This window comes from Limibacter armeniacum, from assembly GCF_036880985.1.
Taxonomy (GTDB): domain Bacteria; phylum Bacteroidota; class Bacteroidia; order Cytophagales; family Flammeovirgaceae; genus Limibacter; species Limibacter armeniacum.
Genome location: NZ_JBAJNO010000008.1, coordinates 694239 through 719855 on the forward strand (window position 1 = coordinate 694239; position 25617 = coordinate 719855).

The 25617-nt window shown below is 38.0% G+C and carries 25 protein-coding genes; 8 read left to right on the forward strand and 17 right to left on the reverse strand.

Features of this window, described 5'->3' with window-relative positions:
• Positions 1–72 precede the first annotated feature (72 nt).
• On the reverse strand, positions 73–1311 hold the full coding sequence (locus V6R21_RS08805) for a serpin family protein (protein ID WP_334242821.1): 1239 nt from the start codon (positions 1309–1311) through the stop codon (positions 73–75).
• A 189-nt stretch (positions 1312–1500) separates the two neighbouring features.
• On the opposite strand from V6R21_RS08805, the gene V6R21_RS08810 reads away from it, so the two are divergent.
• On the forward strand, positions 1501–2742 hold the full coding sequence (locus tag V6R21_RS08810; RefSeq protein WP_334242823.1) for an MFS transporter: 1242 nt from the start codon (positions 1501–1503) through the stop codon (positions 2740–2742).
• 44 nt (positions 2743–2786) lie between these two features.
• On the opposite strand, the gene V6R21_RS08815 is transcribed toward V6R21_RS08810, so the two are convergent.
• The gene (locus tag V6R21_RS08815) at positions 2787–3926 is read right to left on the reverse strand and encodes a histidine decarboxylase (RefSeq protein WP_334242825.1); all 1140 of its coding nucleotides are present in this window, start codon (positions 3924–3926) and stop codon (positions 2787–2789) included.
• A 193-nt stretch (positions 3927–4119) separates the two neighbouring features.
• Between V6R21_RS08815 and V6R21_RS08820 the strand changes: the two genes are divergently transcribed.
• From V6R21_RS08820 to V6R21_RS08835, 4 genes are all read left to right on the forward strand, one after another.
• Positions 4120–4584, forward strand: a complete 465-nt coding sequence (locus tag V6R21_RS08820; protein ID WP_334242827.1) for an Lrp/AsnC family transcriptional regulator — start codon at positions 4120–4122, stop codon at positions 4582–4584.
• Positions 4585–4725: 141 nt separating this feature from the next.
• Entirely contained in the window at positions 4726–6561 is a 1836-nt protein-coding gene (locus tag V6R21_RS08825; protein WP_334242830.1) for a DUF885 domain-containing protein, read from the forward strand.
• A 253-nt stretch (positions 6562–6814) separates the two neighbouring features.
• Entirely contained in the window at positions 6815–8155 is a 1341-nt protein-coding gene (locus V6R21_RS08830; RefSeq protein ID WP_334242833.1) for a VWA domain-containing protein, read from the forward strand.
• Positions 8156–8352: 197 nt separating this feature from the next.
• Positions 8353–9093: a hypothetical protein gene (locus tag V6R21_RS08835; RefSeq protein ID WP_334242835.1), complete on the forward strand. Its 741-nt coding sequence runs from the start codon at positions 8353–8355 to the stop codon at positions 9091–9093.
• A 433-nt stretch (positions 9094–9526) separates the two neighbouring features.
• On the opposite strand, the gene V6R21_RS08840 is transcribed toward V6R21_RS08835, so the two are convergent.
• The 4 genes from V6R21_RS08840 to moaC form a co-directional block, all read right to left on the reverse strand.
• Positions 9527–10351 (reverse strand): patatin-like phospholipase family protein, encoded by an 825-nt coding sequence (locus V6R21_RS08840; protein WP_334242837.1) that lies wholly within the window; start codon positions 10349–10351, stop codon positions 9527–9529.
• A gap of 136 nt (positions 10352–10487) precedes the next feature.
• Positions 10488–10913, reverse strand: coding sequence for a hypothetical protein (locus V6R21_RS08845; protein WP_334242839.1), 426 nt, complete (start codon positions 10911–10913; stop codon positions 10488–10490).
• A 20-nt stretch (positions 10914–10933) separates the two neighbouring features.
• Entirely contained in the window at positions 10934–12070 is a 1137-nt protein-coding gene (locus V6R21_RS08850; RefSeq protein WP_334242841.1) for an NTP transferase domain-containing protein, read from the reverse strand.
• Positions 12060–12530, reverse strand: coding sequence for a cyclic pyranopterin monophosphate synthase MoaC (gene moaC / locus V6R21_RS08855; RefSeq protein ID WP_334242843.1), 471 nt, complete (start codon positions 12528–12530; stop codon positions 12060–12062). The genes V6R21_RS08850 and moaC overlap by 11 nt, the downstream gene beginning before the upstream one ends.
• Positions 12531–12669: 139 nt before the next feature.
• Between moaC and V6R21_RS08860 the strand changes: the two genes are divergently transcribed.
• Complete coding sequence (locus V6R21_RS08860; protein WP_334242845.1) at positions 12670–13878, forward strand: molybdopterin molybdotransferase MoeA; 1209 nt, start codon at positions 12670–12672, stop codon at positions 13876–13878.
• Positions 13879–13988: 110 nt separating this feature from the next.
• On the opposite strand, the gene V6R21_RS08865 is transcribed toward V6R21_RS08860, so the two are convergent.
• Positions 13989–14600 (reverse strand): PH domain-containing protein, encoded by a 612-nt coding sequence (locus V6R21_RS08865; protein WP_334242847.1) that lies wholly within the window; start codon positions 14598–14600, stop codon positions 13989–13991.
• A gap of 168 nt (positions 14601–14768) precedes the next feature.
• Positions 14769–15227: a RidA family protein gene (locus V6R21_RS08870; protein ID WP_334242849.1), complete on the reverse strand. Its 459-nt coding sequence runs from the start codon at positions 15225–15227 to the stop codon at positions 14769–14771.
• A 174-nt stretch (positions 15228–15401) separates the two neighbouring features.
• Here V6R21_RS08870 and V6R21_RS08875 point away from each other — a divergent pair, with 174 nt between their 5' ends.
• Positions 15402–16670: an Nramp family divalent metal transporter gene (locus V6R21_RS08875; RefSeq protein WP_334242851.1), complete on the forward strand. Its 1269-nt coding sequence runs from the start codon at positions 15402–15404 to the stop codon at positions 16668–16670.
• Between the two features lie 83 nt (positions 16671–16753).
• The gene (locus tag V6R21_RS08880) at positions 16754–17401 is read left to right on the forward strand and encodes a helix-turn-helix domain-containing protein (RefSeq protein ID WP_334242853.1); all 648 of its coding nucleotides are present in this window, start codon (positions 16754–16756) and stop codon (positions 17399–17401) included.
• Between the two features lie 152 nt (positions 17402–17553).
• On the opposite strand, the gene V6R21_RS08885 is transcribed toward V6R21_RS08880, so the two are convergent.
• From V6R21_RS08885 to V6R21_RS08925, 9 genes are all read right to left on the reverse strand, one after another.
• Entirely contained in the window at positions 17554–17904 is a 351-nt protein-coding gene (locus V6R21_RS08885) for a hypothetical protein (RefSeq protein WP_334242856.1), read from the reverse strand.
• A gap of 80 nt (positions 17905–17984) precedes the next feature.
• Positions 17985–19037: a ThuA domain-containing protein gene (locus V6R21_RS08890; protein WP_334242857.1), complete on the reverse strand. Its 1053-nt coding sequence runs from the start codon at positions 19035–19037 to the stop codon at positions 17985–17987.
• Positions 19038–19267: 230 nt separating this feature from the next.
• A complete protein-coding gene (locus V6R21_RS08895; protein ID WP_334242859.1) occupies positions 19268–20284 on the reverse strand; it encodes an MBL fold metallo-hydrolase in 1017 nt (338 codons plus the stop codon).
• A 286-nt stretch (positions 20285–20570) separates the two neighbouring features.
• Entirely contained in the window at positions 20571–21107 is a 537-nt protein-coding gene (locus V6R21_RS08900; RefSeq protein ID WP_334242861.1) for a hypothetical protein, read from the reverse strand.
• A 417-nt stretch (positions 21108–21524) separates the two neighbouring features.
• Complete coding sequence (locus V6R21_RS08905; RefSeq protein WP_334242863.1) at positions 21525–22439, reverse strand: hypothetical protein; 915 nt, start codon at positions 22437–22439, stop codon at positions 21525–21527.
• A gap of 323 nt (positions 22440–22762) precedes the next feature.
• The gene (locus tag V6R21_RS08910; protein WP_334242865.1) at positions 22763–23245 is read right to left on the reverse strand and encodes a GNAT family N-acetyltransferase; all 483 of its coding nucleotides are present in this window, start codon (positions 23243–23245) and stop codon (positions 22763–22765) included.
• A 48-nt stretch (positions 23246–23293) separates the two neighbouring features.
• Complete coding sequence (locus V6R21_RS08915) at positions 23294–24124, reverse strand: hypothetical protein (protein ID WP_334242867.1); 831 nt, start codon at positions 24122–24124, stop codon at positions 23294–23296.
• A 135-nt stretch (positions 24125–24259) separates the two neighbouring features.
• Entirely contained in the window at positions 24260–24646 is a 387-nt protein-coding gene (locus V6R21_RS08920) for a hypothetical protein (protein WP_334242868.1), read from the reverse strand.
• A gap of 78 nt (positions 24647–24724) precedes the next feature.
• The gene (locus V6R21_RS08925; protein ID WP_334242870.1) at positions 24725–25150 is read right to left on the reverse strand and encodes a hypothetical protein; all 426 of its coding nucleotides are present in this window, start codon (positions 25148–25150) and stop codon (positions 24725–24727) included.
• Positions 25151–25617 lie beyond the last annotated feature (467 nt).

Consider the following 25617-nt stretch of genomic DNA (forward strand, 5'->3'; position numbering starts at 1 on the left):
ATGAGTAAAAATAAAAAGGCACTGGTTACGAACCAGTGCTTTTTTAATAGCATTTATTGTGAGGTCTAGTCATTATTCTTTTGTAGGATCAAATACCACACCATTAAATAAAATAGTGTTGGTATGTTTCTCCCGAATAAGGAATAAAAATGTTCGATTGATCATATTTGTTAATGGAATACTTTCAATCCCAACGCCTACTGATGTAGCCGCCGCTGCCTCAGTTCCTTCCTCTGTTACTTTTATATAAGCTTTTTGAAATACTTCTGTGAGGTAGTAATCATTTCGTTGCTCCTCAAACAGGTTATTAAAGTCTGCCTGACCAGGTGTAAAGACCTTTTCCATTCCCATTTGAGCCAGTGCATCCTTAAATTCTTTTTTAAATTCTATCTCAAATGATGGCATCTGCAACTCAATATCAGACTCTTCAGCATTGTCAAGCCATTCCGCCAATTTAGCAGCGTTAGTACTTTCCATAACTTCACTGATGGATACGCCTTCATTTGGTAAGAGAATAGTCATACTGAATTGTCCATTACCATATGGAAGGTCAAAAAGCACAGCATTTTCAGTGTAAGACTTTTTATAAACACCATCTTTCAATACCATCATATCGGTATTGATTGTGCCTTCTCCTTCAACATTAAATTCGCCTTGATAGGTTAAGTCTTTATCAAACTCATATTCCCAAGGAGCATTAAAGTAAATGGCATTGATCAGGAACATTACATGCTTGTCTTCAATTTTTTGGATTAGGTTCTGAATCTTGTTATTCGTTTTTTCTTTCACCCAATCATTGATAGTGTTTTTAGCCCCTTCCGTATCTGTAAAATCAAGTCCCTGTACATTCGCATCAAAGTATGCACTAACTGTTTCCTCAAATGTTGGCTGCACATGAAAACTGTCTCTATACCAAACGCTATTGGCATTTAGCATCGTGATTTTACTGTCAGCAGTTCCCAATATGTCAATTAACCCACGGTAAGATTGGTTGGCTGCATCTTGATCTAGATCGCTTAGTCCTAAAGCTTCAAGCATAACAGACTTGGTGGAGTCTTTAGCGCCGTTGGTAGTCATACCCAAAGCCATACTGGCACTGAAGGGGGAGATAACAATGTTTTTGTTCGGTTCACTTTTTAAAACCTCTTGTAGGAGTTGAAATGAAAAATCATTTGAAGCAGATGATACCGTCCTTTCATTGGCATTAAGAGGTCTTAAAGGTTCTGGTTCGTGTGCCTTATCAGAAGAGCAAGAAAATAACCCAAAAATAGAAGGCAACACGATACAAGCAGTTAAGAATAAGTTTTTCATACAAAGTTAGTTATAGGGTGGTTATTTCAATACTAAGTTCGGTATAAGGACACAGAACATAAAACATTCGTTGGGAGTAAAGGTCATAGTCTGAGGTTATTTGAGCATAAAAACAAACGATTGGACATTCTTGTGTTATAGATAAAAATTACAGAAGTAGATTATTTCATCACTTTTTATGATACGACTATGAACCGAAACATAAAGCTCTTGCTGGGAAGCAACATGCTCAGCCATATAGGTACAGGTATTTCTATGATAGCACTGCCTTGGATATTGATAAAGGAATTTGAAGGAGAGCAATCATATGCCATTACCATCGTATTACTCAACCTTTTTAATATACTGATACTGCCATATGCAGGAACCCTTATTGACCGGTTTTCAAGAAAAAGTATCATGCTTTTAGTTGAAGGGGTAGGTCTGACACTGAATTTACTTTTCATTGTTTTGGCAGTTATGTTGGATGAAGCTAGCTGGCAATTAATGGCCTTGATTTTCTTGAATGGAACCCTATACTCTTTCCATTATCCATCACGCTTTGCATTGGCACAGGAAGTAACACCTACCGCCTATTATAAGCAGATCAATAGTTGGCTGGAAATTCAGGGACAAACTGCTTTTATACTGGCAGGGGGGCTTACTGGGGTATTGCTTGAGTATACCTCTTTGCCTATGGTACTTCTGATTGATGCCTTATCTTACTTTTTTGGTTTTTTGATGCTGGCGAATATCAAAGTGGAGAAAAAAGAGGTCACTACAATTGCCCATATACCTGCCGAAACAGTTGGAAATAAAATAAGAGAGGGGATTATTTTTTTTAAGCAGTCTCCGAGGTTGGCAGCACTTTTCTTAGGGGGAGCAATACCATTTTCTATCGTGATGACTCTACACTATGTGGTTCCAATTCATGTTGCTAAAACATTGGAGGAAAGCGCACAGATTATGGGGTGGCATGAAGGGATTTGGGCGATAGGTGCTATGCTTGCTGGAGTGTTTGTTCCGGTAATGATCAGGAAAATGGGTGCTTCCGAAACGTTGGTTTATCCTTTTGCTTCTTTTGTAATTGCTTTGGTTGTGATAGCTTTATCTCCTTCAGTAATCACTTTTTTAGCCATAAGTATTATGTTAGGGTGGGGAAACTCGGGCGTAAGAGTGGCTCGTAACACTTTGATGATGGAAGAGGTAGACAATCAGATGATGGGAAGACTTGGGTCTTTGACAATGACATTCAGTAAAGGAATGCAGATGTTATTGGTTGGTTTAAGTGCACTGGCAATAGGGTATTTCAATACTTATATGGTATTGGGTGCTTTGGCTTCTACAGCAGGAGTTGCTTTGATAGTGGTGTGGAGAGCAAGAAAAGAAGAAAGTGTTGATTTACCACCTTGTACCTGTGAGCGTCAATTGTCACATTGTGCCTGTGCATAAGCTAAAACCCCCTCCTTCAAGGACTATTGAAGGAGGGGGTTCGATTAATATATGCTACTGATACGTTCAGCTTCCATATCTTTTAGGAAAAGGTCAATTTGTTCTTTATTACAGTTAGGCATCAGGATCACATGTGCGATATCATCTTCTATTGCCAGCTGCCATTTTTGAACCAGTTCCATACTTGGTTTAGGGAATACAACCGTAATGGCATTTGGATTTCTCCATGCCTTAATCCCCATATTTTGAAGTTGCTCCAATGTGTATGCTGCCAGTGAAAGGCTATACTCAATTCGTTGTTTGAAACCTTCATGTCCCATCGTCTTGATAGCATACCACCAAATTAGTGGCGTAAAACCATTTCGGGAGCCCGGTATCGTTGTATCTTCACTACCGATATAAGCAATGTCTCTTGCGATCCTGTTCTTATGGGTTTTCTTGGTTAGCAGTACGCCACATGGAATTGGTGAGCCAATAAATTTATGTCCACTGATTGAAACACTGTCAGCCCCATCAGCAAAGTCAAAGGCTGGTTTGGGAGTTAGATAAGGTGCAAACATACCAGCCAGAGCGCCATCCGCATGAATGTAATAATCATCCATTCCCAATTCGTATAGAATTTCCTTGATCTTTCTGATGTCATCTTTAGCCTCTTTCATGGTAGTCCCGATATTGGCAAAAATGATTGCTGGCTTTTCTCTGTTTGCACTGATTTTATCTTTCAGTACAGTGTAATCAATTTCTCCGTTGGTTTGGGTACTAACCTCTGTATGTGGCATGTTTAGGATGCGCAGGTTTTTACCAACACTGTAATGTGTAGCATTAGAATAATAAACCATGCCATGAGGGTAAAGCTCACGAGCTACATATAGCCCATACATATTGCTTTCCGAACCACCGTGTGTGACATATCCCCACCAGTTATCTTCAGGAGCTCGAAGTAGCGCTGCCATAAAAGAGACAACTTCTCTCTCCATAGGACGGGTATCTACCTGATAGAGGCTTGGTACAAACGGATCCCCTAGGTTATTCATAGAAAACTGGAGGAACTTGTACAGCTCAGTATAGTCAAAGTCTTTGGCAGTTGGGTAGCCTAGGGCTGTAGCATTCTTTTCCTGAAGTTTGTGCAAAAGCAGGTCAAGTTGTTGTTGTTCCTCAAAGGGAAGCTGTCTGCGCTGTGTCATGGTTTTGTTTGTAGGTGTTTGGTCTTTTTTGTGGTTGAAATGTAGGTTAATGATCTATTAAATAAAATATATGTAGTTTATAAAACTACATATTTAATTTTAAATAGATAAATATTCTAAATTGTGTTATTAAGTAAGCCGCTAGAAGAATTTTTAGCTAAAACACCTATCATATAAACTAAATACAACCTCTATGAGTAAGCTTGATCAGATAGATAAAAAAATACTGAACCGATTGCAGGAAGATTCTCGAACCACGACAAAAGAGTTGTCTTCAGAAGTAGGAATTTCTACTACACCTGTTTATGAAAGGGTAAAAAGGTTAGAAAAAGATGGCTATATCAAGAAGTATGTAGCATTGGTTGATAAAGATAAAGTAGAAAGGGAATTGACCGTTTTCTGTCAGGTTTCTCTTAAAAGCCATTTAAAGAAAAATATTCAGCAGTTTCAGGAGCATATGCTTGGGTTGCCTGAAGTAATGGAGTGTTACCATATGGCGGGTAACTTTGATTACCTGATTAAAGTAATGGTCAGAAACATGAAAGAGTATCAAAAGTTTGTAGTGGAAAAACTGACTACAACAGATGTGATTGACCATGTACAAAGCCTTTTTGTAATGGGAGAAGTAAAGCAAGAAACCAAGTTTCCATTAAAATAGTTGGCGCGTGTGAAGGTTGTAAATTTGACTTTAACAAGAAATAATATCACCTTAAAGGTGAATAAGAAGATGAATCTGAAAGATCTCTAACCAATTCTACTTCTTCTATAGTTTCAACTAAATAACTAACAAATCATGGTTTTGAAAAAGACATTACTGATTGGTACTACTGCTGCGGTACTTTTCGGTTGCTCTCCGCAAGATGTTAAGAATGAAGGACAACAAACAGTGCAATCTGTTCAAAATGCTGAATCAGCAAAGGCTAATGCGTTCTTTGAGCGTGTATATGAAGCTTCAGTAGACCGTAGTCCAATGCAACAGACTTATTTGGGAATCAAAAAGGACTATGGCAAATGGGATGATATCTCGGAAAAAGCAGAGCTGGCAGAATTGGATATCGCTAAGCAAGACTTGGCATTCCTGATGGACTCTATTGATGCATCAAAACTGGATAAGCAGACAAAGCTTAGCTATGAATTGATGAAAATGAAGCTGGAAGAGGAAATCGCAGGATATGAATATCGCCATATTAGTTATCCGGTAAACCAGATGCATGGAATGCAGGCAGAGGTTCCGGCTTTCTTGATTGGTTTTCATGCGGTCACTTCTAAGAGTGATGCAGAAGCCTATATTGAAAGGCTGAATGGCATGGATACATTGGTGAGTCAGCTGATTGACCAACTGAAAGTGCGTGAAGATAAGGGTATATTGTTGCCAAAGTTTCTTTATGTAAAGGTATTGCAGGACGCTCGTAATGTGTTGAAAGGAGGACCATTTGAAGATGGGGCAGAAGAGTCAAGCGTGATTTTGAGTGATTTCCAAACAAAGGTTGAAAAGATCGAAGGTATTAGTGAAGAAGAGAAAAAGCAATTGTTGGCAGCAGCATCAGAAGCATTAGAAAAGCATGTACAACCTGCTTATGAATCCCTGATCACTGTTTTGGAAGCTCAGGAGAAAAAGGCGACAGATGATGCAGGTGTGTGGAGATTTGAAAATGGAGATAAGTTCTATGCTTATGCACTGAAAAAGACAACGACTACCGACCTTACGGCTGAAGATATCCACAAAATTGGTTTGGAAGAGGTAGCTCGAATTCATGGAGAAATGAAGGAAATCATGAAGAAGGTTGGCTTCGAAGGTTCCCTGAAAGAGTTCTTCAAGTTTATGAAAGAGGATGATCAGTTTTACTACCCTAATACGGAAGAAGGAAAGCAAGCTTACCTTGATTCAGCAACCTCATTAGTCAATGAAGTCAAGGGTAGGTTGGATGAGTTGTTCCTTACCAAACCTAAAGCTGATATGGTAGTGAAGCGTGTAGAAGCATTCCGTGAAAAGACAGCCGGAAAAGCATTCTACAACCAGCCTGCCATGGATGGCTCACGTCCTGGCTACTACTATGCTAACCTTTATGATATGAAACAGATGCCAAAGTATGAAATGGAGGCATTGGCATTTCATGAGGGAATTCCTGGTCACCATATGCAGATTGCGATTGCTCAGGAACTGGAGGGAATCCCTGAATTCAGAAAGCATATGTTCTTTACAGCATATGTAGAAGGCTGGGGATTGTACAGTGAGTTGGTACCAAAAGAAATTGGTTTCTACAAAGACCCATATGCTGATTTCGGTCGTTTAGCAATGGAGCTTTGGAGAGCGTGCCGCTTGGTAGTGGACACTGGCATCCATAGTAAGAAATGGACACGTGAAGAAGGTATTAAATATTACATGGACAATACACCTGCTGCATATGGTGCTTGTGAGAAGATGGTTGATAGACATATCGTGATGCCATCTCAGGCAACAGCTTACAAAGTAGGTATGTTGAAAATTCTAGAGCTTCGTAAGCAGGCGAAAGAGCAATTAGGTGACGCATTTGATATTCGTGAATTCCACGATGTAGTGCTAACCAATGGCGCATTGCCTCTGAATATTTTGGAGCAGCTTGTCAATGAGTGGGTTGCATCCAAGAAAGCTTAAGATTTATAAAAAGTCAGTTTAACTACTGATTTGAAAAGTCACTGCCCTATGGTAGTGGCTTTTTTTGTGCCATATTATAAAAGTGTAACCATTTAAAAGAATAACGTTATACGAGTATGTAGCTAATGTAAATGAGTTCTAAGCTTTTTTAGCTTGACAATGAGTAGGTTTGACGACTTCTTTGAAAAAGATCGTGATAAAAACCATCCAAGCTGGATATAAACTCAAAAACTGACCGCCAAATTATATAACTATGAAAGCACTAATGTTATTCGTGTTGCTGGTAAGTGGTTTTTCATTCTTTATAACACCCAACGACGACATGCAGAAAGAAAAAATTAAACTAGAAGCAAAACCTGACAACAGGTATTTGCTCAAAGGACAAAAATCCCTTTACCTACTTGTAAATGTTCAGGCAGGGAAAATAGAAGCGCCCAAAAACCGTCCGATGATGAATATCGGATTGGTACTTGACAGAAGTGGTTCAATGGATGGAGATAAAATCCGCTATGCCAAAGAAGCTTGTAAGTTTGTCGCAAATAACCTAAGTGAAAATGACCTCCTTTCTCTTACTATTTATGATGATGTAGTGGAGGTAATCAGCGAAGCAGGAAAGCTCTCCAACAAGGAAGTGTTCAGACAAAAAGTAGATGGTATCTTTAGCCGTAACACGACTAACTTGAGCGGCGGAATGTTGGAAGGGTACAATCAAACACAAAAACTATATGACCGTAACAAAGTCAACAGGATATTTCTACTGTCTGATGGATTAGCTAATAGAGGTGTTACAGAACCTGAGCAGCTCAACAAGATGGCAGAAACCAAAAACCTTGAACACGGAATAGGGATCTCCACTTTTGGTGTTGGGGCAGACTTTAATGAAATCCTGATGACGGACTTGGCAGAAAGTGGAAGCGGCAATTATTACTTTATTGATTCTCCTGAAAAAATTCCTGAAATCTTCAGCCAAGAACTGAAAGGATTGTTGGCTGTAGTGGCTCAAAATGCAGTTTTGGATGTGGAGTTTCCTGAAGAATACCTGTCAGTAGGAGAAGTTTATGGTTATAAATACCGTACTGAAAATGGTAAAATGGAAGTGAACTTCAAGGATGTTATCTCTGAAGAGTTGAAGTCAGTATTGATCCGTTTTGATATCAAAAAAGATATACCAAGTGATATTGCACTCAAAACGTTACTTCAGTTTGATGATGCTGAAACATTCCAACGCAAGGAGCTTGCAGAGACTGTAACCCTTAAGCCAACAGACGATATTGAACTATACAAGGCATCAAAAGATCCGAATGTATTGCAGCTGAAGAGCATGTTTGAAGCCAATAAGGAGTATGAGAGAGTGATGGAATTGGTAGACAAAGGACAATACAGAGAAGCCAAAGAGAAATTGGAGGGTGACCTTAGAAAGATGAAAGCTTCGATGGATTCGTTACCTCCAAGTGAGGAGTTGGCAGAGCAGTACAAGGATATGGATGATTACCTGATGAAAATAGATGAAGTAAAAGAACTCTCTGAAAGAGAGAAGAAAATGTATCAGAAGAGTAGTCGAAGTGATAACTATTCCAAGAGAAAAAGAAAATAATCCACGGTCTTTTCGAAAGGGCTTCCATTAAAAGGAAGTCCTTTTTTTATTCTCAAACCGAATGCTTACTTTCTAATAAACCCAAAAGAAAAGTAGTCCCAATTACTTCTTAAATAAGAAAGCTATATAGAGAATCTTAACCTAAGTGTGTACAGTGGCTTTCCCATAAATTCACCTCAAACTATCTACTATCTAAGATGAAATTGAACATTGCTACAGTTTTACTGCTAACCCTTTCTGCGTTTGTTAGTACTTATTCGGGTTTTGCCCAAATAGCTAAGAATAGTAAGCAGGATTTTCTGGAGTTAACCAATCAGCCATCTACTCAGGCAGAAGCAGATGACTATTACTACCTGATTGGTGAGTGGATGCCAGGTCGTATTTCGATGCATGGAGGTATGGCTATGGATGTGAAAAAAATGCGCTACGATCTTGATCTCCAACAGGTAGAGATTATGAGAGTGGAGGAAGAGTATGGCGGTATAGAGGTATTCAACCTTTGGGATATAGATAGCCTGGTATTTAAGTTTGACAATAACCTTTCTTCAGTCAAATACAAACGCTATGTAAGCGGTAGTACCTTTAGGGTGGAAGGAATTCCTTTGGTCGGTTTATTTGAAATTGTAAGTGAAGGGCCTTATCAACTTTATGCCAAGGCAGGAATAGAATTTAAAAATAAACCTCAGAAAACCATTAAGAAAAATAAGAATAAAGAAGAAGAGGTTTCGATCAGGCACGAAATAAAGAAGATCTTCTATTATTTCGGAAATGGTACCCGTAACCTTCAGCCAGTAGATGTCGATAACAAGGATATGCTATCTTATTTTGATAAGCATGAAAAGAGAATAGCGACCTATATTAAGAAAAATCGCTTCTCACTGAATAGAAGAAGAGACCTGATTAAGATTGTTGATTTTGCAAATGGACTAAGTAAATAATATAAAACTCTACTCAAGCAAGTAGAAAGAATTTATATGAGGTGATAAACCGGATTAGCTATCAGGTTTATCACTTTTTTTGTTTTCTCTTAATTTAAGCAAGTATTGAATTGGAATAGAGATTTCCTACTCTAATCCTTTCTCATATTATGAGGTACTAAATGATGTTATCCTGTTCAACCCTTTCAGGGTTATGATATATTGATTGCTGTAAAATCCAGATTGCCATCTGGAGCTAATATGGTTTGTTTCCTTCGGAAACGGTGTTTTCTGTATGAAAAATAATCCCGAAGGGATTGAACAAAAGTAGCCTTAGGCGTAAGCCTGAGGTGTAAGTAAATTACATTTATCCAACTCCAAAGGAGTTGAACCTATAAACCATCGATGAATTTAAAACTTCCGATTTCAATTATACCTCTGCTTAAGAAAGCATTTAAAACTCAACCGTTCTGGTTTTATTGAGCTCGCTCTTTAGCTTGATAAAATCAGCATGATGTGATTTGGCTTTCTCATACCCAATCTTTACAATCTCCCTCAGTATATCTTCATCTGTATCAAAAGTGGCAAATTCTTGCAACTCATCCATATAGATCATCACATCGCAGAGTACAAACTTTGATTTTTCCGCCAAATGCCCTTTCAGTTCCAGTGAACGCTCCAATATATTCTTGACGCTACGCATCTGTTGTGTATTGACCTCTTTCAGCGGGCTCACATATACACCGATCAGGTATTCACACTCACGCCTGATAGCATCAGCAGGGAAGTGGTTAATAATACCGCCATCAGCATAAGATGTACCGTTAGCTTCTACAGGTGCAAAAAACAGCGGGAAAGCAGAAGATGCTAAGATAGCCCTTATAACAGATCCTTCTGTAAACATGGTTTCCTTGGCTTTGACCATGTCCGTAGCAATTACTCTCAGCTTTTTTTCCAAGGAAGTGAAGTCATCATTGGGAATATAAGGCTCAAAGTATTTGTAAAGCTTTTCGGGGTCAACCAAGCCACGCCAACCTTGTGTGAGTGACAGGAAGTTGGAGAAAGAAAACAGTGGAGTTTTTACAAAGAAGTCGATAATGGCATCAGGTCGGTGACCTGCAGCATACAGCGCCCCAACTATTGCACCTGCACTTGTACCAGCTACAATATTGGTGTTGATTCCGATTTCTTCCAGATACATCAGAACACCCACATGGGCAAGTCCTTTAGCTCCACCACCAGACATTGCAATGCCTACAGACTGATTGGATAATTGCATATTAAGCTTTTATGGCTTGAATGAACTATTTACTTGTTAGAGATAATAAAACTAAGCCAAAAGAAAGGCATATCATTAAGAATGCAATAGTATTGACATTTGTTAATGAATACCTTTCCTGTAAATGAGTTTAAAACTAGTAGAGTTTTAAGTACGCTTTCAAGGCTTCCAGACTTTCTGATTCATTCGGGCTTAAGTCTTCACCTTCCATATCGTCCAGTGTTATTTTCACATGTCTAAGTCCATAGTTCTGAATCATCCAAGCAGGAAATTCGAGGATATTATTGTTCCAGCTTTCCAAGGTTCTGTATAAAATATCTTGCAGTTCCATATCAGTTCGGGGTTGAACGGAAGAAAGAATTTTACCACAAAATTGCTGGGCTAAATAATGGGTACGGTTAGACTCTAAAACTTTTACAACTCCTTCCACGATAATATCATCTGATACTGTAGGAAGAATGTTGATGAGTTGGCGCAATCTTAAATGTCCGACTTTAGGAAAAACATTAAGTGAATTCAAGACCTCATTTTGAATGTCGATTGCAGTTTGGGGAAACTTCATTAGTTACGATGGTTAAAGTTCTATTTATGTAATTTGGTCATCACCTCCCTCATCTCTTCAGGAGTATTGACATTGGTTTGTTCTTCAATGAATGGGTTTTCAATCACGTAAATATCAGAATTAATTAGGACTTTTCTTGGACAAGAGTAGCCCCATCCTAAAAATTGAAGCATTTCATTGTATGCTTTCGGTTCCCAAACCGTGATCAAAGGCTCAGGAAACTGATTGAATGGGCTGATAAAAGCAGTTGCTACTTTTGATGGGTTACGGTTAGCAACTAGATAGTCTAAACTCTTTTCGGATAGTAATGGCAAGTCTACTGCAACAACCAACCAGGCTGCGTTTGGATCTTGTTGAAATGCACTTAAAATTCCTCCAAAAGGTCCCAATCCAACAAATTTATCTTCTATAAACGGGTAATTTTCTTTTAATGAATGCTGATCCGACCTACCTGAAAGGTAAACCTCATCTGTATATTGTTGAAGCAGCTCAAAAATATGTTGGGTTTGTGGCTTACCATGATAGTTGATAGCGCCTTTATCTTGCTGCATCCTTTCACTTTTTCCTCCAGCCAATACCAATGCTTTTAGTTTTGGACCACGTTGTGTCAAGTAATCCCTAACTAGTTGGGCAATCTGTTGTGTTTCGCTTAGCTGAATTTGTGGAAGTTTTTCAATAGAAGGATAATGCTTTTTTAAGGCATCCGGAATAATACTTTCCCCATCCTGAAAAATGAGGGCTAACGGATTTGTAACCTTAGGTAGGTGCTTATCCAGTTTTTTTCTGGAATCAATGACAATTAATTGGGCAGCAGCTTCCATATGGTTGCCATTGACCAATAACAAATCGGTATGATTGAAAAACTTTCTTAGCTCAAATTCATTGAAACTTCTTTGAAAATCAAATCTTCTGAAATCAATTTTATCAGTGTACATCTGAGAAAACCCCTGAAAAATTTTAGTTTTTTCAGCTGCGTCTGAATGATGGTCCATATCCAGGTATGCCACAGATTTCCCTTCCAGTGTAGCGGTGATATCTAAAGCCAACTTTTTGATTTCACCACAAGGTGTTCCCAAAATAGCGATCTCATTGCGGGCATATTTTCCAATTTCAGTTCTTGAAAGCTTTGCGTGTTTCTGGTGTTTTTTAGTAGTCACTTTTCCCTCCTGTTTTACTAACCAACTTAGTTTCTTTAATAATGATATCGTGTGAAAAAGCTTTGCACATATCATATACGGTAAGGGCGGCTACAGATGCCCCAGTAAGTGCTTCCATTTCTACTCCTGTTTTGCTGTTTACCTTTGCCGTACAGCGGATCACAACCTCATGCTGATCGTTGACCTTGATAGAAAGCTGACAGTTATCCATACCGATAGGATGACAAAGAGGAATAAGCTCAGAAGTTTTTTTGGCTCCCATAATTCCTGCAATGATAGCGGTTTGAAAAACGGGGCCTTTTTTGGTTGTGATCTCATCACCAGTCAACAACTCAATGACTTCATCAGGAAGTACTACAATACTCTCAGCTACAGCTACACGTTCAGTAACTTTTTTTTCACTTATATCTACCATCGAAGGGTTGTTATCCTTGTCAAGATGGGTGAATTTCTTTTCCATTTATGAATATTTATTCTGTACCTATAATAGGTTCAATTTTTATTAATCACCTTAAAATAAAAAAATTATTTCATTGGATTATTTTTATATAACTTGAAAGAGAATTTAATGACTCAAATCCTGATTAACCCACAAACAAATGATACACGCACTCGAAGCGGAGAAATTTATCATGGAAAGTGCAGCATTGCTGCCTATTGTTCAGTTACCACTATCAGAAGTAAACGGGAAAGTATTACGTGAAAATATTTATGCAGATCGTGCATTTCCTCCTTTTGATCGGGTGACCATGGATGGTATCGCCATTCAGTCTGAAGCATACCTTGCTGGAAAAAGGAGCTTTAAGGTGGAAGGCTTGCAGGCTGCAGGAATGCCGCAACTTACACTGGACGAATCAGAAAACTGTCTGGAAGTAATGACGGGAGCGGTTTTGCCTTGCAATGCAGATGCTGTAATTCCTTATGAATACACCAAAAAGGAAGGGGATGCGATCGTGGTTGAAGAATACCCTGTAGCAAAAGGAAAAAATGTCCATAACAAAGCGACAGATAGAAAAGAAGGAGAGTGTTTGCTGAAATCAGGACAGGTGATAACAGCTGCAGAAATAGGTGTATTGGCATCAGTAGGCAAGACAGATGTAATGGTTTCACGTATTCCTAAGTTTGCCATTATCTCAACGGGTGATGAACTGGTTGATGTAGGAGAAACGCCAATGCCTTACCAGATAAGACGTTCGAATATTTACAGCATCTGTAGTTTGTTACAACAATATGGTGTTAAAGGACTTCCATTCCATTTAGAAGATGACAAAGCCATTATTCATGATAAGCTGGACCGTATTTTACAGCTTTTTGATGTGGTTGTTTTAAGTGGTGGTGTATCAAAGGGGAAACTGGATTTTATTCCGGAAGTACTGGAAGAGTTGGGCGTAGAAAAGCATTTCCATAAAGTAAAACAGCGACCGGGAAAACCATTTTGGTTTGGCAGTCATAAGGAGACGAGTACAACTATTTTTGCATTGCCTGGAAATCCTGTTTCCACCTTTATGTGCATATTCCGATACGTAGTGCCATGGCTTAAGAAAAGTTTGGGAATGGATTTGCTGCCTATATTGAAAGCAACACTGACAGAGGATTTTACATTTGACAAGCCACTTACCTATTTTTTGCAAGTCAAGGTTTCAATCAGTGAAAAAGGGCAATGGGAAGCGACGCCAATGACTGGAAATGGTTCTGGAGATTTTGCCAACCTGACCGATGCAGATGCCTTTATGGAATTGCCTATGGAAAAAGATATTTTCAAAAAAGGAGAGGTGTTTCCCATTTGGTTATTTAAACCAATATTATAGTCCATAACTCACGTTATGGTATAAATCCCTTTCAGCATAAAATATAGAAAACAGAAAGAGCAGCCTTTATAAGGGCTGCTCTTTGTATATAACCAGAAGGATTATTCAGATTAGTTGTTGATAAAAAGAAGAAAAACATCTCCGAAATCACTTCTTAGATATTTGTCAAAAGCTTCTTTTCTCCAGTTGAAACTATACTCATTGATTGCTGTAAATTCCTCATGAGAAGCATTTGATCTTGAGCTACCTCTCAATGTTTCAGAAGTAGTTAGGATGCTCTCATTAGCAAGGGACAACAACCTGTTGTTTTCGTCCTGAATAGAGCCAATTTTAATCAGGGCTTTGTACAGGTCTTTCAGCTTTTCAATTTGGTTTTTATCAACATCAATGCTGTAAGAGTTGTTACCAAGTTCAAACTTGATCTCTACATCACGGTCAATATTACCAGCTGTTTCCAGTCTTACATGGCTAATATGATTGTCCTTGTATGTGTAACGCTTCAGCATACGTCTTTTGTCCATTGCTGAGTTACCATCCAAGTGAATCAGTGCCTGGTTTGTAAAGCAGTATTCATCAGATTTTGATCTAATCAGGAAAAAAATCTTTTCTCCATCCTCATGCAATACATAGTCATCAGAGTCTACTGAACCGTACTGTTCAGGTGGTACGATAGTACCAATGTCACTGAGTCCCATTACATCGGAAGCGAGTTTTTTAAACATAATTTTTGGTTTAGTGTGAAGGTTAATTCAAATGAAAAAATATGATTTAATATACTCAAATGATTTAGAAAGGTTTCGATAGATTTTAATATTACACAGAACTGATTGGTTATTAGGTAGATCAAATTTCACAACTCATCCTGTGGAGGGGGTAAACAAATTGCCTTATTATTTTTTGAGCGTCAATGTGGCAGTCAACCCAACACTGAAATTTCTGGGCAGCTTGTGAACACCAAAAATTGCCCTTGAATGTTCTCCCTTGTCTTCCAAAACCTTCACAAACAAATCAGAAGCACCATTGACTATCTTGGGAGCATCATCCCATTCTTCTCCAGATTGGTAGTAAGCATCAATATGATTCAGCCCAACGATTTGGTCAAAGCCGATTTTCTTATTTACCTGAGACAAAACATTCAAGGCACATAGCTCCATTGCTTTATAGCCATCAGCTGTTGAAATATTTTCTCCCAACCGACCTTGGTAAAAATATTCGCCATTTAGTATGGGAAATTGGATAGCGATATAGGCTATATTTTCTCTGATGTTGACAGAAACATAACTTCCGCCCGGTGTAGAAACATCAGGAAGTTGATAGCCGTGTTTTGATAGGTTTTCAATAGGGGACATACTTTTTTATTTAGCTTCAGTTTATGTATACAATCGACTAATGTATATAACTTACATGGCTATAATTGTTCACAAAAAAAGGAAGCTGTATCACAAATTGTTTTGTGAAATATGATACACCTTGATAAATCATGGCATAAATACCAGCGCTGAAAAAAATAAAAGACGAAAAGTATGTTTGATATTTTTAAAAACATAGATAAAAAAGGCTACAGGCCAAAACCGGGGAAACTAGATATTTTCAGGTTTATAGGGCCAGGGCTTTTAATAACAGTCGGATTTATTGATCCCGGTAATTGGGCATCAAACCTGGCGGCAGGAGCGGATTTTGGTTATGCACTTTTATGGGTTGTGACGCTTTCCACAATCACGCTGATACTGATGCAGCATAACGTAGCACAGTTGGGAATTACAACAGGCTATTGTTTGTCTGAAGCGGCTGTGATTTATATGAAGCCGCTCTACTCAAAAGTTTTACTGATTTCAGCCATGATGGCTTCCGTGTCGACTTCATTGGCAGAAATCCTGGGAGGGGCAATAGCACTTGAACTTTTGTTTGGAGTACCTATCAAAATAGGAGCACTGTTGGTGACCATTTTTGTGGTGATTATGCTTTTTACCAATTCTTATCGCCTGATAGAGCGTTGGATTATCTCCTTTGTTTCTGTAATAGGATTGTCTTTTCTCTACGAACTCTCACTGGTGGAGATCGATTGGAATACGGCGGCATGGAGTTGGGTACAGCCTACTTTTCCGAAAGGCTCTATGATTATTGTAATGAGTGTATTGGGTGCCGTTGTAATGCCGCATAACCTTTTTTTGCATTCGGAAATTATTCAAAGCAGAAAGTGGAACCTGAAAGATGAGACAGAACTTAAGAAACAATTTAAGTATGAGCTAGCCGATACGATACTGTCCATGACAATTGGGTGGGCAATCAACAGTGCGATGATTATTCTGGCGGCAGCAACATTTTTCAAGAATCACAATTCTGTTTCAGAACTGGAGCAGGCTGAAAACCTTTTGGAGCCTTTGCTTGGGCCACATGCTGCTATCGCATTTGGTGTAGCGTTGTTATTTTCGGGTATTTCTTCTACTGTAACTTCTGGAATGGCAGCAGGAAGTATTTTTGCCGGAATGTACAAGGAGCCTTACGATATCAAAGATAACCACTCAAAATTGGGAGTGTTGATTTCATTGGTGCTGGCATTGATAATTATCTTTTTGATCAGGGATCCTTTTCAAGGGCTGATTATTTCGCAAATGATACTGAGTATTCAGTTACCGCTTACCATCTTTTCACAAGTTTACCTGACATCATCCGAAAAAGTGATGGGCAGCTACAAGAATTCACCACTATTGAAAGGTGTCCTTTATTTTCTGGGGGTAATCATATCCGTCCTGAATATAGTGTTGTTTATCAGTTTCTTCTTTGATGTATAGCCTACATATTACACATTTATCAATGTAGGGTCTTGTGGATTATTGAATACAGATCTTGTTGCTTTTTTTCTATTTTAAATGAGATGAAGCACCTTACCATTCAACAGCGAAAACAAATTGCATCAGGCATCAGTAAAAATAAATCTGATGCGGCCATTGCACGCGAAATAGGTGTACACCGTAGTACAGTAGGGCGTGAAATAAAAAGATGTGGCGGAAGGGAATTCTATAAGGCAATGCTGGCTGAAAAAATGGCTATACATAACCAGTTTTTTGCAACAGAGATGTTTCGTTGCCCTGAAGGTAAAGGAAGTCAATTTGGAAAGACTTGGGGCGTTTTAGATGTTTTTGTACACACAGGTGACGCATCGTATGACTTTACAAGACTAAACCTGTTTTTAGGAAGTACCGACAAAAACTATAACAACCTGAAGGAAAACTATTTTTCGTTTTCCTATTACAGGAAACAACGGTTTATTCTTTTTCACCCAATCCGTGTATCACGAGACCATAGTGATAGTACATCATACAGCTATCAATCAGTAACTTTTACAGTCACACCTTCAAACCAGATACTGACAGAGAATATTATGGTCGCTACCAGTAGTCAGCACAATGCTAATGGGGATACAGAAATATTCCACAAGCGAATTGATATGCCTATAGTAGCCTTTTGTGGAAAAGTCCGTAAGGTAAACCTGAAAAATTGCTATAAAAGGTTGGTAGCATGACTTTGTTCAGTAAGAAAACCGACCATAAACGAAGTTATTTAGCCAACCAAATGATTAATAAAAGCCTAGACAATTCAGTTTGTCTAGGCTTTTTTGTGCTTGTTGCATTTTAGTTGAAGTTTTTTCTTATGGATGGTAATTTTTTGAAAAGATTATAACTCAGAAAAACTTTTGTTTTCAGCAACCCATTCCCATTCTGATTTGCCAAAATTGCCGGAGTCCTCAATTACTTTTAAATGCGTGTCATCAATTATTTCAATTGTAATGGAACCGTATAACTGATCTTTGCCTACAGGAATATCAGACCATTCCAGAAAAATATGATTGCCATTCAGTTCACCATGCCCCACATGACACCATTGTGTCGCTAATTGGGAAGTGGCAGTTTTGTTGTTCATACCTAACCAGAAAACCTTCTCACCTACAACATTCAGCCAAAACGGATTTTTGTCGGCAGAATACCAGAACCCTGATTTAACGATACATGCTTTTTGATTTTCCATTCGTTGGGATGGCTAAAGGTTTGTTCAACTGCTTGATTTTAAAAGTCGTTTATGGTGTTAATCCAAAACACACGTTGGTATTACAGCGCATTTACCGAAAAACTTCTCGAACTGGATTTGTCTTTGGTTGGGAAATCAGCTGGAATTTTTTGGGTCACATCTCCAGTAGCAGCCCATTCCGCACCTCGCTGCAAAGTGGTGATAAAACCGATGCATTCCATAGAGTAATCAAAATGCCCAAGGGTAGAATGAAATACACGACCCTTTCCATAATTGATGGCCATCAGCATTGGAACATGTTTTCCCGAACCGGACAATGTAGGCTCCCAAGGTTGTTTGTTTTTCTCCACATCCGAATAGGCAGTAGCCAAAACAGTAGCATTTTCAAAAGGCCCCCTCATTCTGTCATACATTTCATCCTTTGCGTGCAGCCATTCTGTCGGCAATCCTTTCATGATTGGGTGCTCGGGAGCCCTTGCTGTAACCACAAATTCCTGTTCCATTCCGTGTGAACCGCAGATTCCTTCCACATGATCAGTATGAAGATTTCCGGCATCATCATAAAAAGCATACGGGCCAGTAGTGCTGTCACGTCCGCCCCATGCACCCAGTCCAATCATTTTGTTGAAAGCTTTCCAGTCTCCCCAAGCATTGTTGGCTGCATGTACCACAATAAGCCCACCGCCATTCAGCATATATTGCTCAAATTTTTCTCTGGTTTCTTTGGGCCACTCAGGCGTTTGAGCACCCAGATTGGAAATAATCACATCGTACTGACTGAAGTCGACAGAAAAATCAGACGTGTGCAGCGGATTGGTGGAAATATTTTGCAGAGATAAGTTGACGGGATACTCCTTGATAAAACTTTCATAAGCCTCCGGACGGTTAGGGTTGTACTTAACACCAAGCCAAACGGAATCATACCTGCTGATTTCAACCTCAAAAAGTCCTGTCTGCTCAAGATAACTTTTCATCATAAAGCTGGTTTTAGGCCAGACATAATGATTGTTGGAGCCGTCAATAATCAGTGCTTTCAGTTTTGACGGTGTATTTTTTTGTCTTTCCATAGAAGAGCAGGATAGGCAAGCAAAAGTAAGTAGCAGTAGCCAAGCGTATTGCTTTAGTTTGTTCATCGGTTTGAGTGTAAATTGGTTGATTTGAAAATCGAGTGAAATTATTTTGTACCTGTTTTCCCAATATCGATTTTAATTTTATTACATCTTGCGGTTAGTGTATCATAGTTATCATCCCACCCGTCTTCACCACTGGTCGTAGCGTTCTCTACATCCTATTAAATTGTGAGCGTCCGCTCATCAAAGCGAGATGCTTCAAAAAAAAGGAAAGTCTTAGTGAGATACTAAGACTAGTTAGGGTTTTTGTTTTTATAAGCTTCACTTTCAAACTCTTGCATCAACTCTTTTAGATCATGCTCTTTATATTTTCGGGAAAAGTGTACAGGGATTGGCTCATCAACTTCAGTTTCCGACATGATCTTTCCTGATTGCGTAGAGAAACTGTGAAAGTTTAATGCCGCGAGTTCTTGATCAGCTTCTTTGTAGAAGCTCTCAATAAATACTTGCCTGCATTTCCAAAAGTGGTCTTTAATCTTTGAGTGATTCTCATGATTTGCCGCATGATCCATTATTACACCAACCGAATCGCCTTCTTGAATATGGAGTAAATGATAGAGTTCATGTGCTTGATAATCTTTTTCGTCAATTGAGATGACAGCGTTATTATCTTTATTGATAAAGGCATCTTTAAGCCCTTTGACCCATTTTCCACCTTTGAATCCACTTTTTTGAATATCAATTTTTAAGGTTTCATTCTCTTTAAACTTGTATGCCAAAGTTGGTGTCTTATGATCAAGTATTACTGAAGAAACTGTAAATGACTTCTCCTCAAAGAGGATGTTATTATCCTGCTCACCGATTTTGATTAATTCCCAAAAAGGAGGTTCAATCTCGTAAACCACAATTTTATTTTCACTGACTACCTCCCTTATCTCATAAATTATAGAACCCTTCTGGATCAAGTTCCATGTATAGCTTTTAAGCCTTGCTTGTACATGCTTTGAAATATTTTCAGGACCACAAATAACAACCCTTCTTTCTATGCCTATCTGGTGACGGATGACAGCATCAAAATTTACAAAATGGTCAATATGGGTATGGCTAATAAAGATGGCATTGCAATCTTGAATCTCTTTGATGGTAAGATCACTGGCATCTCCACATTCACACAAATAATTCCAAGGGTGATTGTCCAGCTTTACCAAAATTGAGATATCCTCATTTACACTGCTCTTAATCTGTGCATTAAATATTCTATATATATTTTTTAGGAGTAATTTAAAGCTCCTTGAATTTAAAACTACCACTGGTCGTAGCGTCCGCTACGCCTATTAAATTGTGAGTGTCCGCTCACCAAAGCGAGACGCCCAATGCTGTCAACTTAACAACACGAACCACTGTAGGAACACGGCCTTGCCGTGTTCAATCGTGTCACAAATGTCCCACGGGCATGTGATTCGTGGTGCTTCGCAAGAACAGAGCCTTGCTCTGTTCCCACACTTTTGCTTAAGTTGACAGCATTGAGCGAGATGCTTCAAAAAATAGGAAAGCATTAGTGAGACACTAAGACTAGTTAGGTTAGCGTAATAAAATTTACGCTCCGATTTCTTTCCATTCACCTTTTCTGAAAAAGACATTCCTGAATTTTGGTGAGTGAAATTCCATATAAAAGCCCCAGATTTCTCTGTATATCGTTGGATTTCCGCTCATAATGTGATGAGTAGGTTGATCCATGTCTAAAATTAATCGATGGGAGTTGTATGGTTTTACAGTAGAAATAATGCCTTTGTAAGTTTTGATAATGCGGTCTTTATCCGTTACATGGAAAAAAATGCTATCGTCTTCAGTGATTTCAAACCTGTAACGGTTGTACTGCCAGTTAGTTTGTTCACCCTTAAAAAAGTCTCTATCAATAATATATTCACCATAAAAATCTTGCTTGTTCAATTCAATCTTTTCAACAAAAGGGGCGCTTATAATAACAAGTAGCACCAATAATCCTATAGTTATCCATATACTCTTTAAGATTTTCATTGCTAATTTACTTTTGGTAAATGCCCAGGTAATGAACAGTATTATGCTGAATGGCATTAAGATAAAAGCAAAGAGTAAATTAAATCCAAAGCCCATAGTAAAAAGTATTAGGTAAAGTAAAAAAATCAAGGAGCCCAATTTTCTAGGACTTCATTCGAAAGCCTCAATTTGAAAATTAAATAATTGTTTCCCAATTACAGTTTAATGCACCACATTTTGGGCATGATACATATTCTCCGTCAAGATTGTTGAAGTTACATCTGTTACATTTTCCATATTCGTTATTAATGTGAAAGGTTAAATATTTTGAATCGAGAAGGTTAAGTTTAAAGGTTTCTCTCAATGTTTTGATCATGAGAAGTGGCGATTTTCTATACAGCTCTAACAGGTTTTGTTTGTCATGCAGAGACAAGTCAGGCACTTCTATTCCTTCTTTTGGTACGCAGTGATTACACTTGACTTTCATATTTGTAAAGGCATTATGAATAGGTATTATTTTTAATCACTCAAAAACTATTGTTGAGCTTGAATATCATAAGAAGTTTGTAGCAATGCAGGTCTAAACTGGATTTGGGCATCAACTTTTCTGGTGATATATATTTTCCCGTTCTTATTTAAAGATGTATTAAGGTCTTTTGATGAGGTTGATTTTTCACTGTATCCACTTCGAATTAGCTGATGCTTTTCATTGAAGGTATTCTTGACTTGAGTAAAGCTGTTGTCTTTTTGGAAAGTGTAATTCAAGTTTAATTCTGAAAACCTACGGCCAATAAAACTTTCATCAGACTGTTTGTATAAGCTGTCTAAAACAAATGGTTCAGAAGGTCTCGATAGCATTTTTCCGAATATGGCAAGCAGGTCATCTGCATCCAAATGCATTTGGATACTGGCAGCCGGATCATATTCATTTTCTACCGTTATTTTCTTTAGAGGAAGATCGAAAGAAGGATAGAAATAGTAGCTGTCGTTATGGATGATGGAAAATTTGAATCCTTTTATTTGCTTAAGCTTTTCCAAAGCAAGCTCCTGCTTTCGCTTGGTCTTTTGACCAAAACCTATCTCTCCCGGAAGTTGACTGAGTAAGGGAACGCTATCCATTTCTGTATCAAAAAGAAAGGATACGATGGGCGTTGGAATCAGGTAGCGAATATCAATCAACTCAAAAGTGTAAAGACTATCTGCTTTGATCAGTTTCCACTTGCTGACACTCAGTGTCTCACGGTCTTGCATTTGTACATGGAAGGAGTTTTTTTGTGAGACGAGTATATTCTTTTCCAACTCAAAATAAGTGGTGTCATTATTTTGTGGCAGCATCTGGAAACTTTTGATATTATTGGCTTCTTGTGCGGATTGACTGTTGGTGCATGCGCTGATAAAAACCAGAAAAAGTAAAGGGTATACGGTTCCTTTAAGTGAAGTGAAGTTCATACGTTATTTGATTTATTTGTTGTTAAGTTTAAAAACCACTTTTGTGGAGATCAAAAAGTAATGTTGCTGAGTATTTTAACGTGAATTATACCGCCCTTTCAGGACTAAAAATTGGTGTAAGCCAACGATGGGCGACGCCCATCGCTAATATATTTTGTCTCTTCAGGACTTTTGCCCGAAAGGGCTTTATAAAACAGCGATGGGTACACCCATCGTAAAGAAAGACCTATAAATCAGCCCTGAAAGAGCGAAATAGCGATATTTTTAATCCATAACTAACGTTATTTTAAACAGTGTAGCTGGTTATTGTATTGTTTGGGATTTTATAATTCCTTAAACATGATGTAGGTGTCTACAAATCCCAATGTTGCATGCCTAAACCCATTTGGTGTAGTTCCAATGATTTGAAAGCCATACCTTTTCCATAATTCAACCGCTTTTTTATTGGAGCTAACCACAATATTGAACTGGATTCCCTTGTAGCCACTTTCTTTGGCAAACTGGATGGAATGTTCACAGAGCAATTTTCCTATTCCCTTTCCCTGTGCCTTAGGACTTACCATATAGCTGCAATTAGCAATATGGTTGCCCAAATCAATCTGATTAGGTTTTATAATATAGGTGCCTAATACCTGACCATCTTCTTCCGCGACAAATGTTGTCATATAATCAGCAAACCAATGTTTTGCCAGTTCTGATTTCGGTGTGTCAGGATAAAAAACATAAGTGTCGCCAGTCTGAATTACTGCTGAAAAAATATCCCAAACCTGATTGTAGTCTGATGCTGTAGCATGTCTTATTTTCATGGTTGATTTATTTGAACTGTAGTTGGTTTGATTATACTGTTTTTGTATTTAATGGTTGCTTGGAAACGTTATTTTAAATATTTCCTCCGCCTTTTTATAATCAACTCCCAATTCACCATTCCATCCAGCCAGTGGCATTACAATATCAGACCTGACGTGTTGGTTATCAAGCTTATTTTTATTTGGCAGTATTCCCGTAACAGCTAAAGTTTGAAGGATACCATATCGTTTGTACTTATCTGTTTTGGGAAGGAGTTTTTCTTTTCCAATCCTGTTAGCCAGTTGACTGGGTGTTTCATCTTTTGGTGCATTATTTATGGCAGCCAATAAATTTATCAGTAGATCAGAATCTTCTTGCGTAACCTGTACAGGGTGGCATGTCAAAATTTCTTCAAGTTCAAAAAGAAAGGAAATTGGAGATTCATTCCAGGAATGTCCGAGGTGGTAAGTGAAAAGTGTATGAGTCCGGTCTACAGACTTACTTTTTGGCAACCCACAAGTGCAAAAATTTTCATTTTCAAAATTGCTTGCTGGATTGAACTCGTGTTTAACCAAGTTCTTCACAAACCAGTAACTCATCAAGGTTTGTCGAAACCTTAATTCTCCTGAAAGTCCTTTTAGAAATAATGAGGCTGCAAACTCCAGTGTTATTTTTTGCTTGATTTCCAGTAATCGGTCTACTATCTGGTCATGCGTGTAATGTTGTATGTCATTTGGCAGAAGGTCTGCGTTTTTCAGCGTTTGGTAATCCTGATCAGATAGGAAACCCGTCTTGTATGGAACAATCCCAAATGTTTTAAAAACCTCGTGATTGTCATGATCCGAGTTACTGTAATGGTAAACCTTCTTTAGTAATTTGGTTGCTTTGTCTTTGTTCATTAGGAGCTGGTATTCTAAAAAGTCAGATGTTAATTTTATAGGATAAACAATTACTGCATACTGGTACAAGTTGTCCACACTATCGTTTTAAACGTGCATAGCGAATACAGTAAGGCGGTACTTATACTAGTGTGGTTATAGTTCTATTTCTGTATTTCTTTGCCAACAGTCAATACACAATACTATTTCACTTTCACCCAGTCTTTTCATTTCTTTTGGGTGATATTCCATTCCACATTGTTCATAATATTCATAAAGCAGCCAAAAAGATATATTATCTCTAGTAATCTCCATTTTTTCAAGATCAGAGAATTTTGGTTCTAATATATCTAGAAATTGATTTATGAAATCGAAATAAGGATCTTCGTCAGCTATATCAACTGAGTAAATCCAAATATCAAATGGATTATTATCAAATTTACTTTCAGGGAATTCTGTTGGTTGAACCCCTAGCAGTTTTGAGATTGCATTGTAGTTGTCTTGCGAGCCGTTAGTGTAGATTTGTAGTCTGTGATATTTCATTTTTTTGAGATTTGTTTACGAATATTATCCTCGCTGGCGCGATACAGTGCCTTACGCTAGTGGGTAATTATATAAAGTTTATGCTTCCTTTTTGTGCTTTCTTATTTTAATGAAATTAAGCATTACGTTTAATAGTGATGATATAGAGATAATTGTTGCGAAATAAAGTGAAATGATTGAAGAAATTTCTTCCTCCCCGTTGAGGATTGGCGTATTGTTTATGATTATATTACTTGAGTGATACGTGAAATTATTAAAGTGGGAAATGTAAGCCCCTATAATAAATGATATAATCGATGAGATAATTGTTTTTTTGTAATTAGCTGGTTGTGTGTATTTCTTGTTTACGAAGTAGTAGGGTGTCGTGAAAATTAATGATATACCAATTGTATAACCTATTAGAGTTGTTGAAATTGAAAATTCGCTTACATCTATTGATGCTATTCCTAATATCCCAAAGTTGACAAATAGAAGTGAAAAAAATAATTTTAATGCTTTATCCATTTTTTACTTATTAAGCCTAACGATTAAATCATTGTGTAGAGAGTGCCGTAATACGGTACTTGTGCCTAAACTATTTTGGAAGTATTTACTTCATTTACCCCGAAAGTATTAATTTCTTCCATGTCAAGAAAATTTAGGGTTAACGGCATTAGAAGCTATTCCCTGAATACTATTACAATGGACATATTTTTAGAGAGAAGAATTTTAAGCTTGTGACTTTATGTTGAATCGTGGGAAATAAATGCTTTTTCTAAAAAATTAAGCACAAGTACCGCCTTACTGCATTCGCTTCGCTCACTTGTTAGGCTAATACTCATATAATTGCACATCATATAAAAGTACAATTTCTTTATTTACTTGGGGTATGTTCAGCAGGGAAGAGTAAGGGCTCAAATACTAAGTATACATTTTGTAATACAGTGCGCAAGGGACTCCCTTCCCTGTATATTCTTTCAGAACCTGAACAG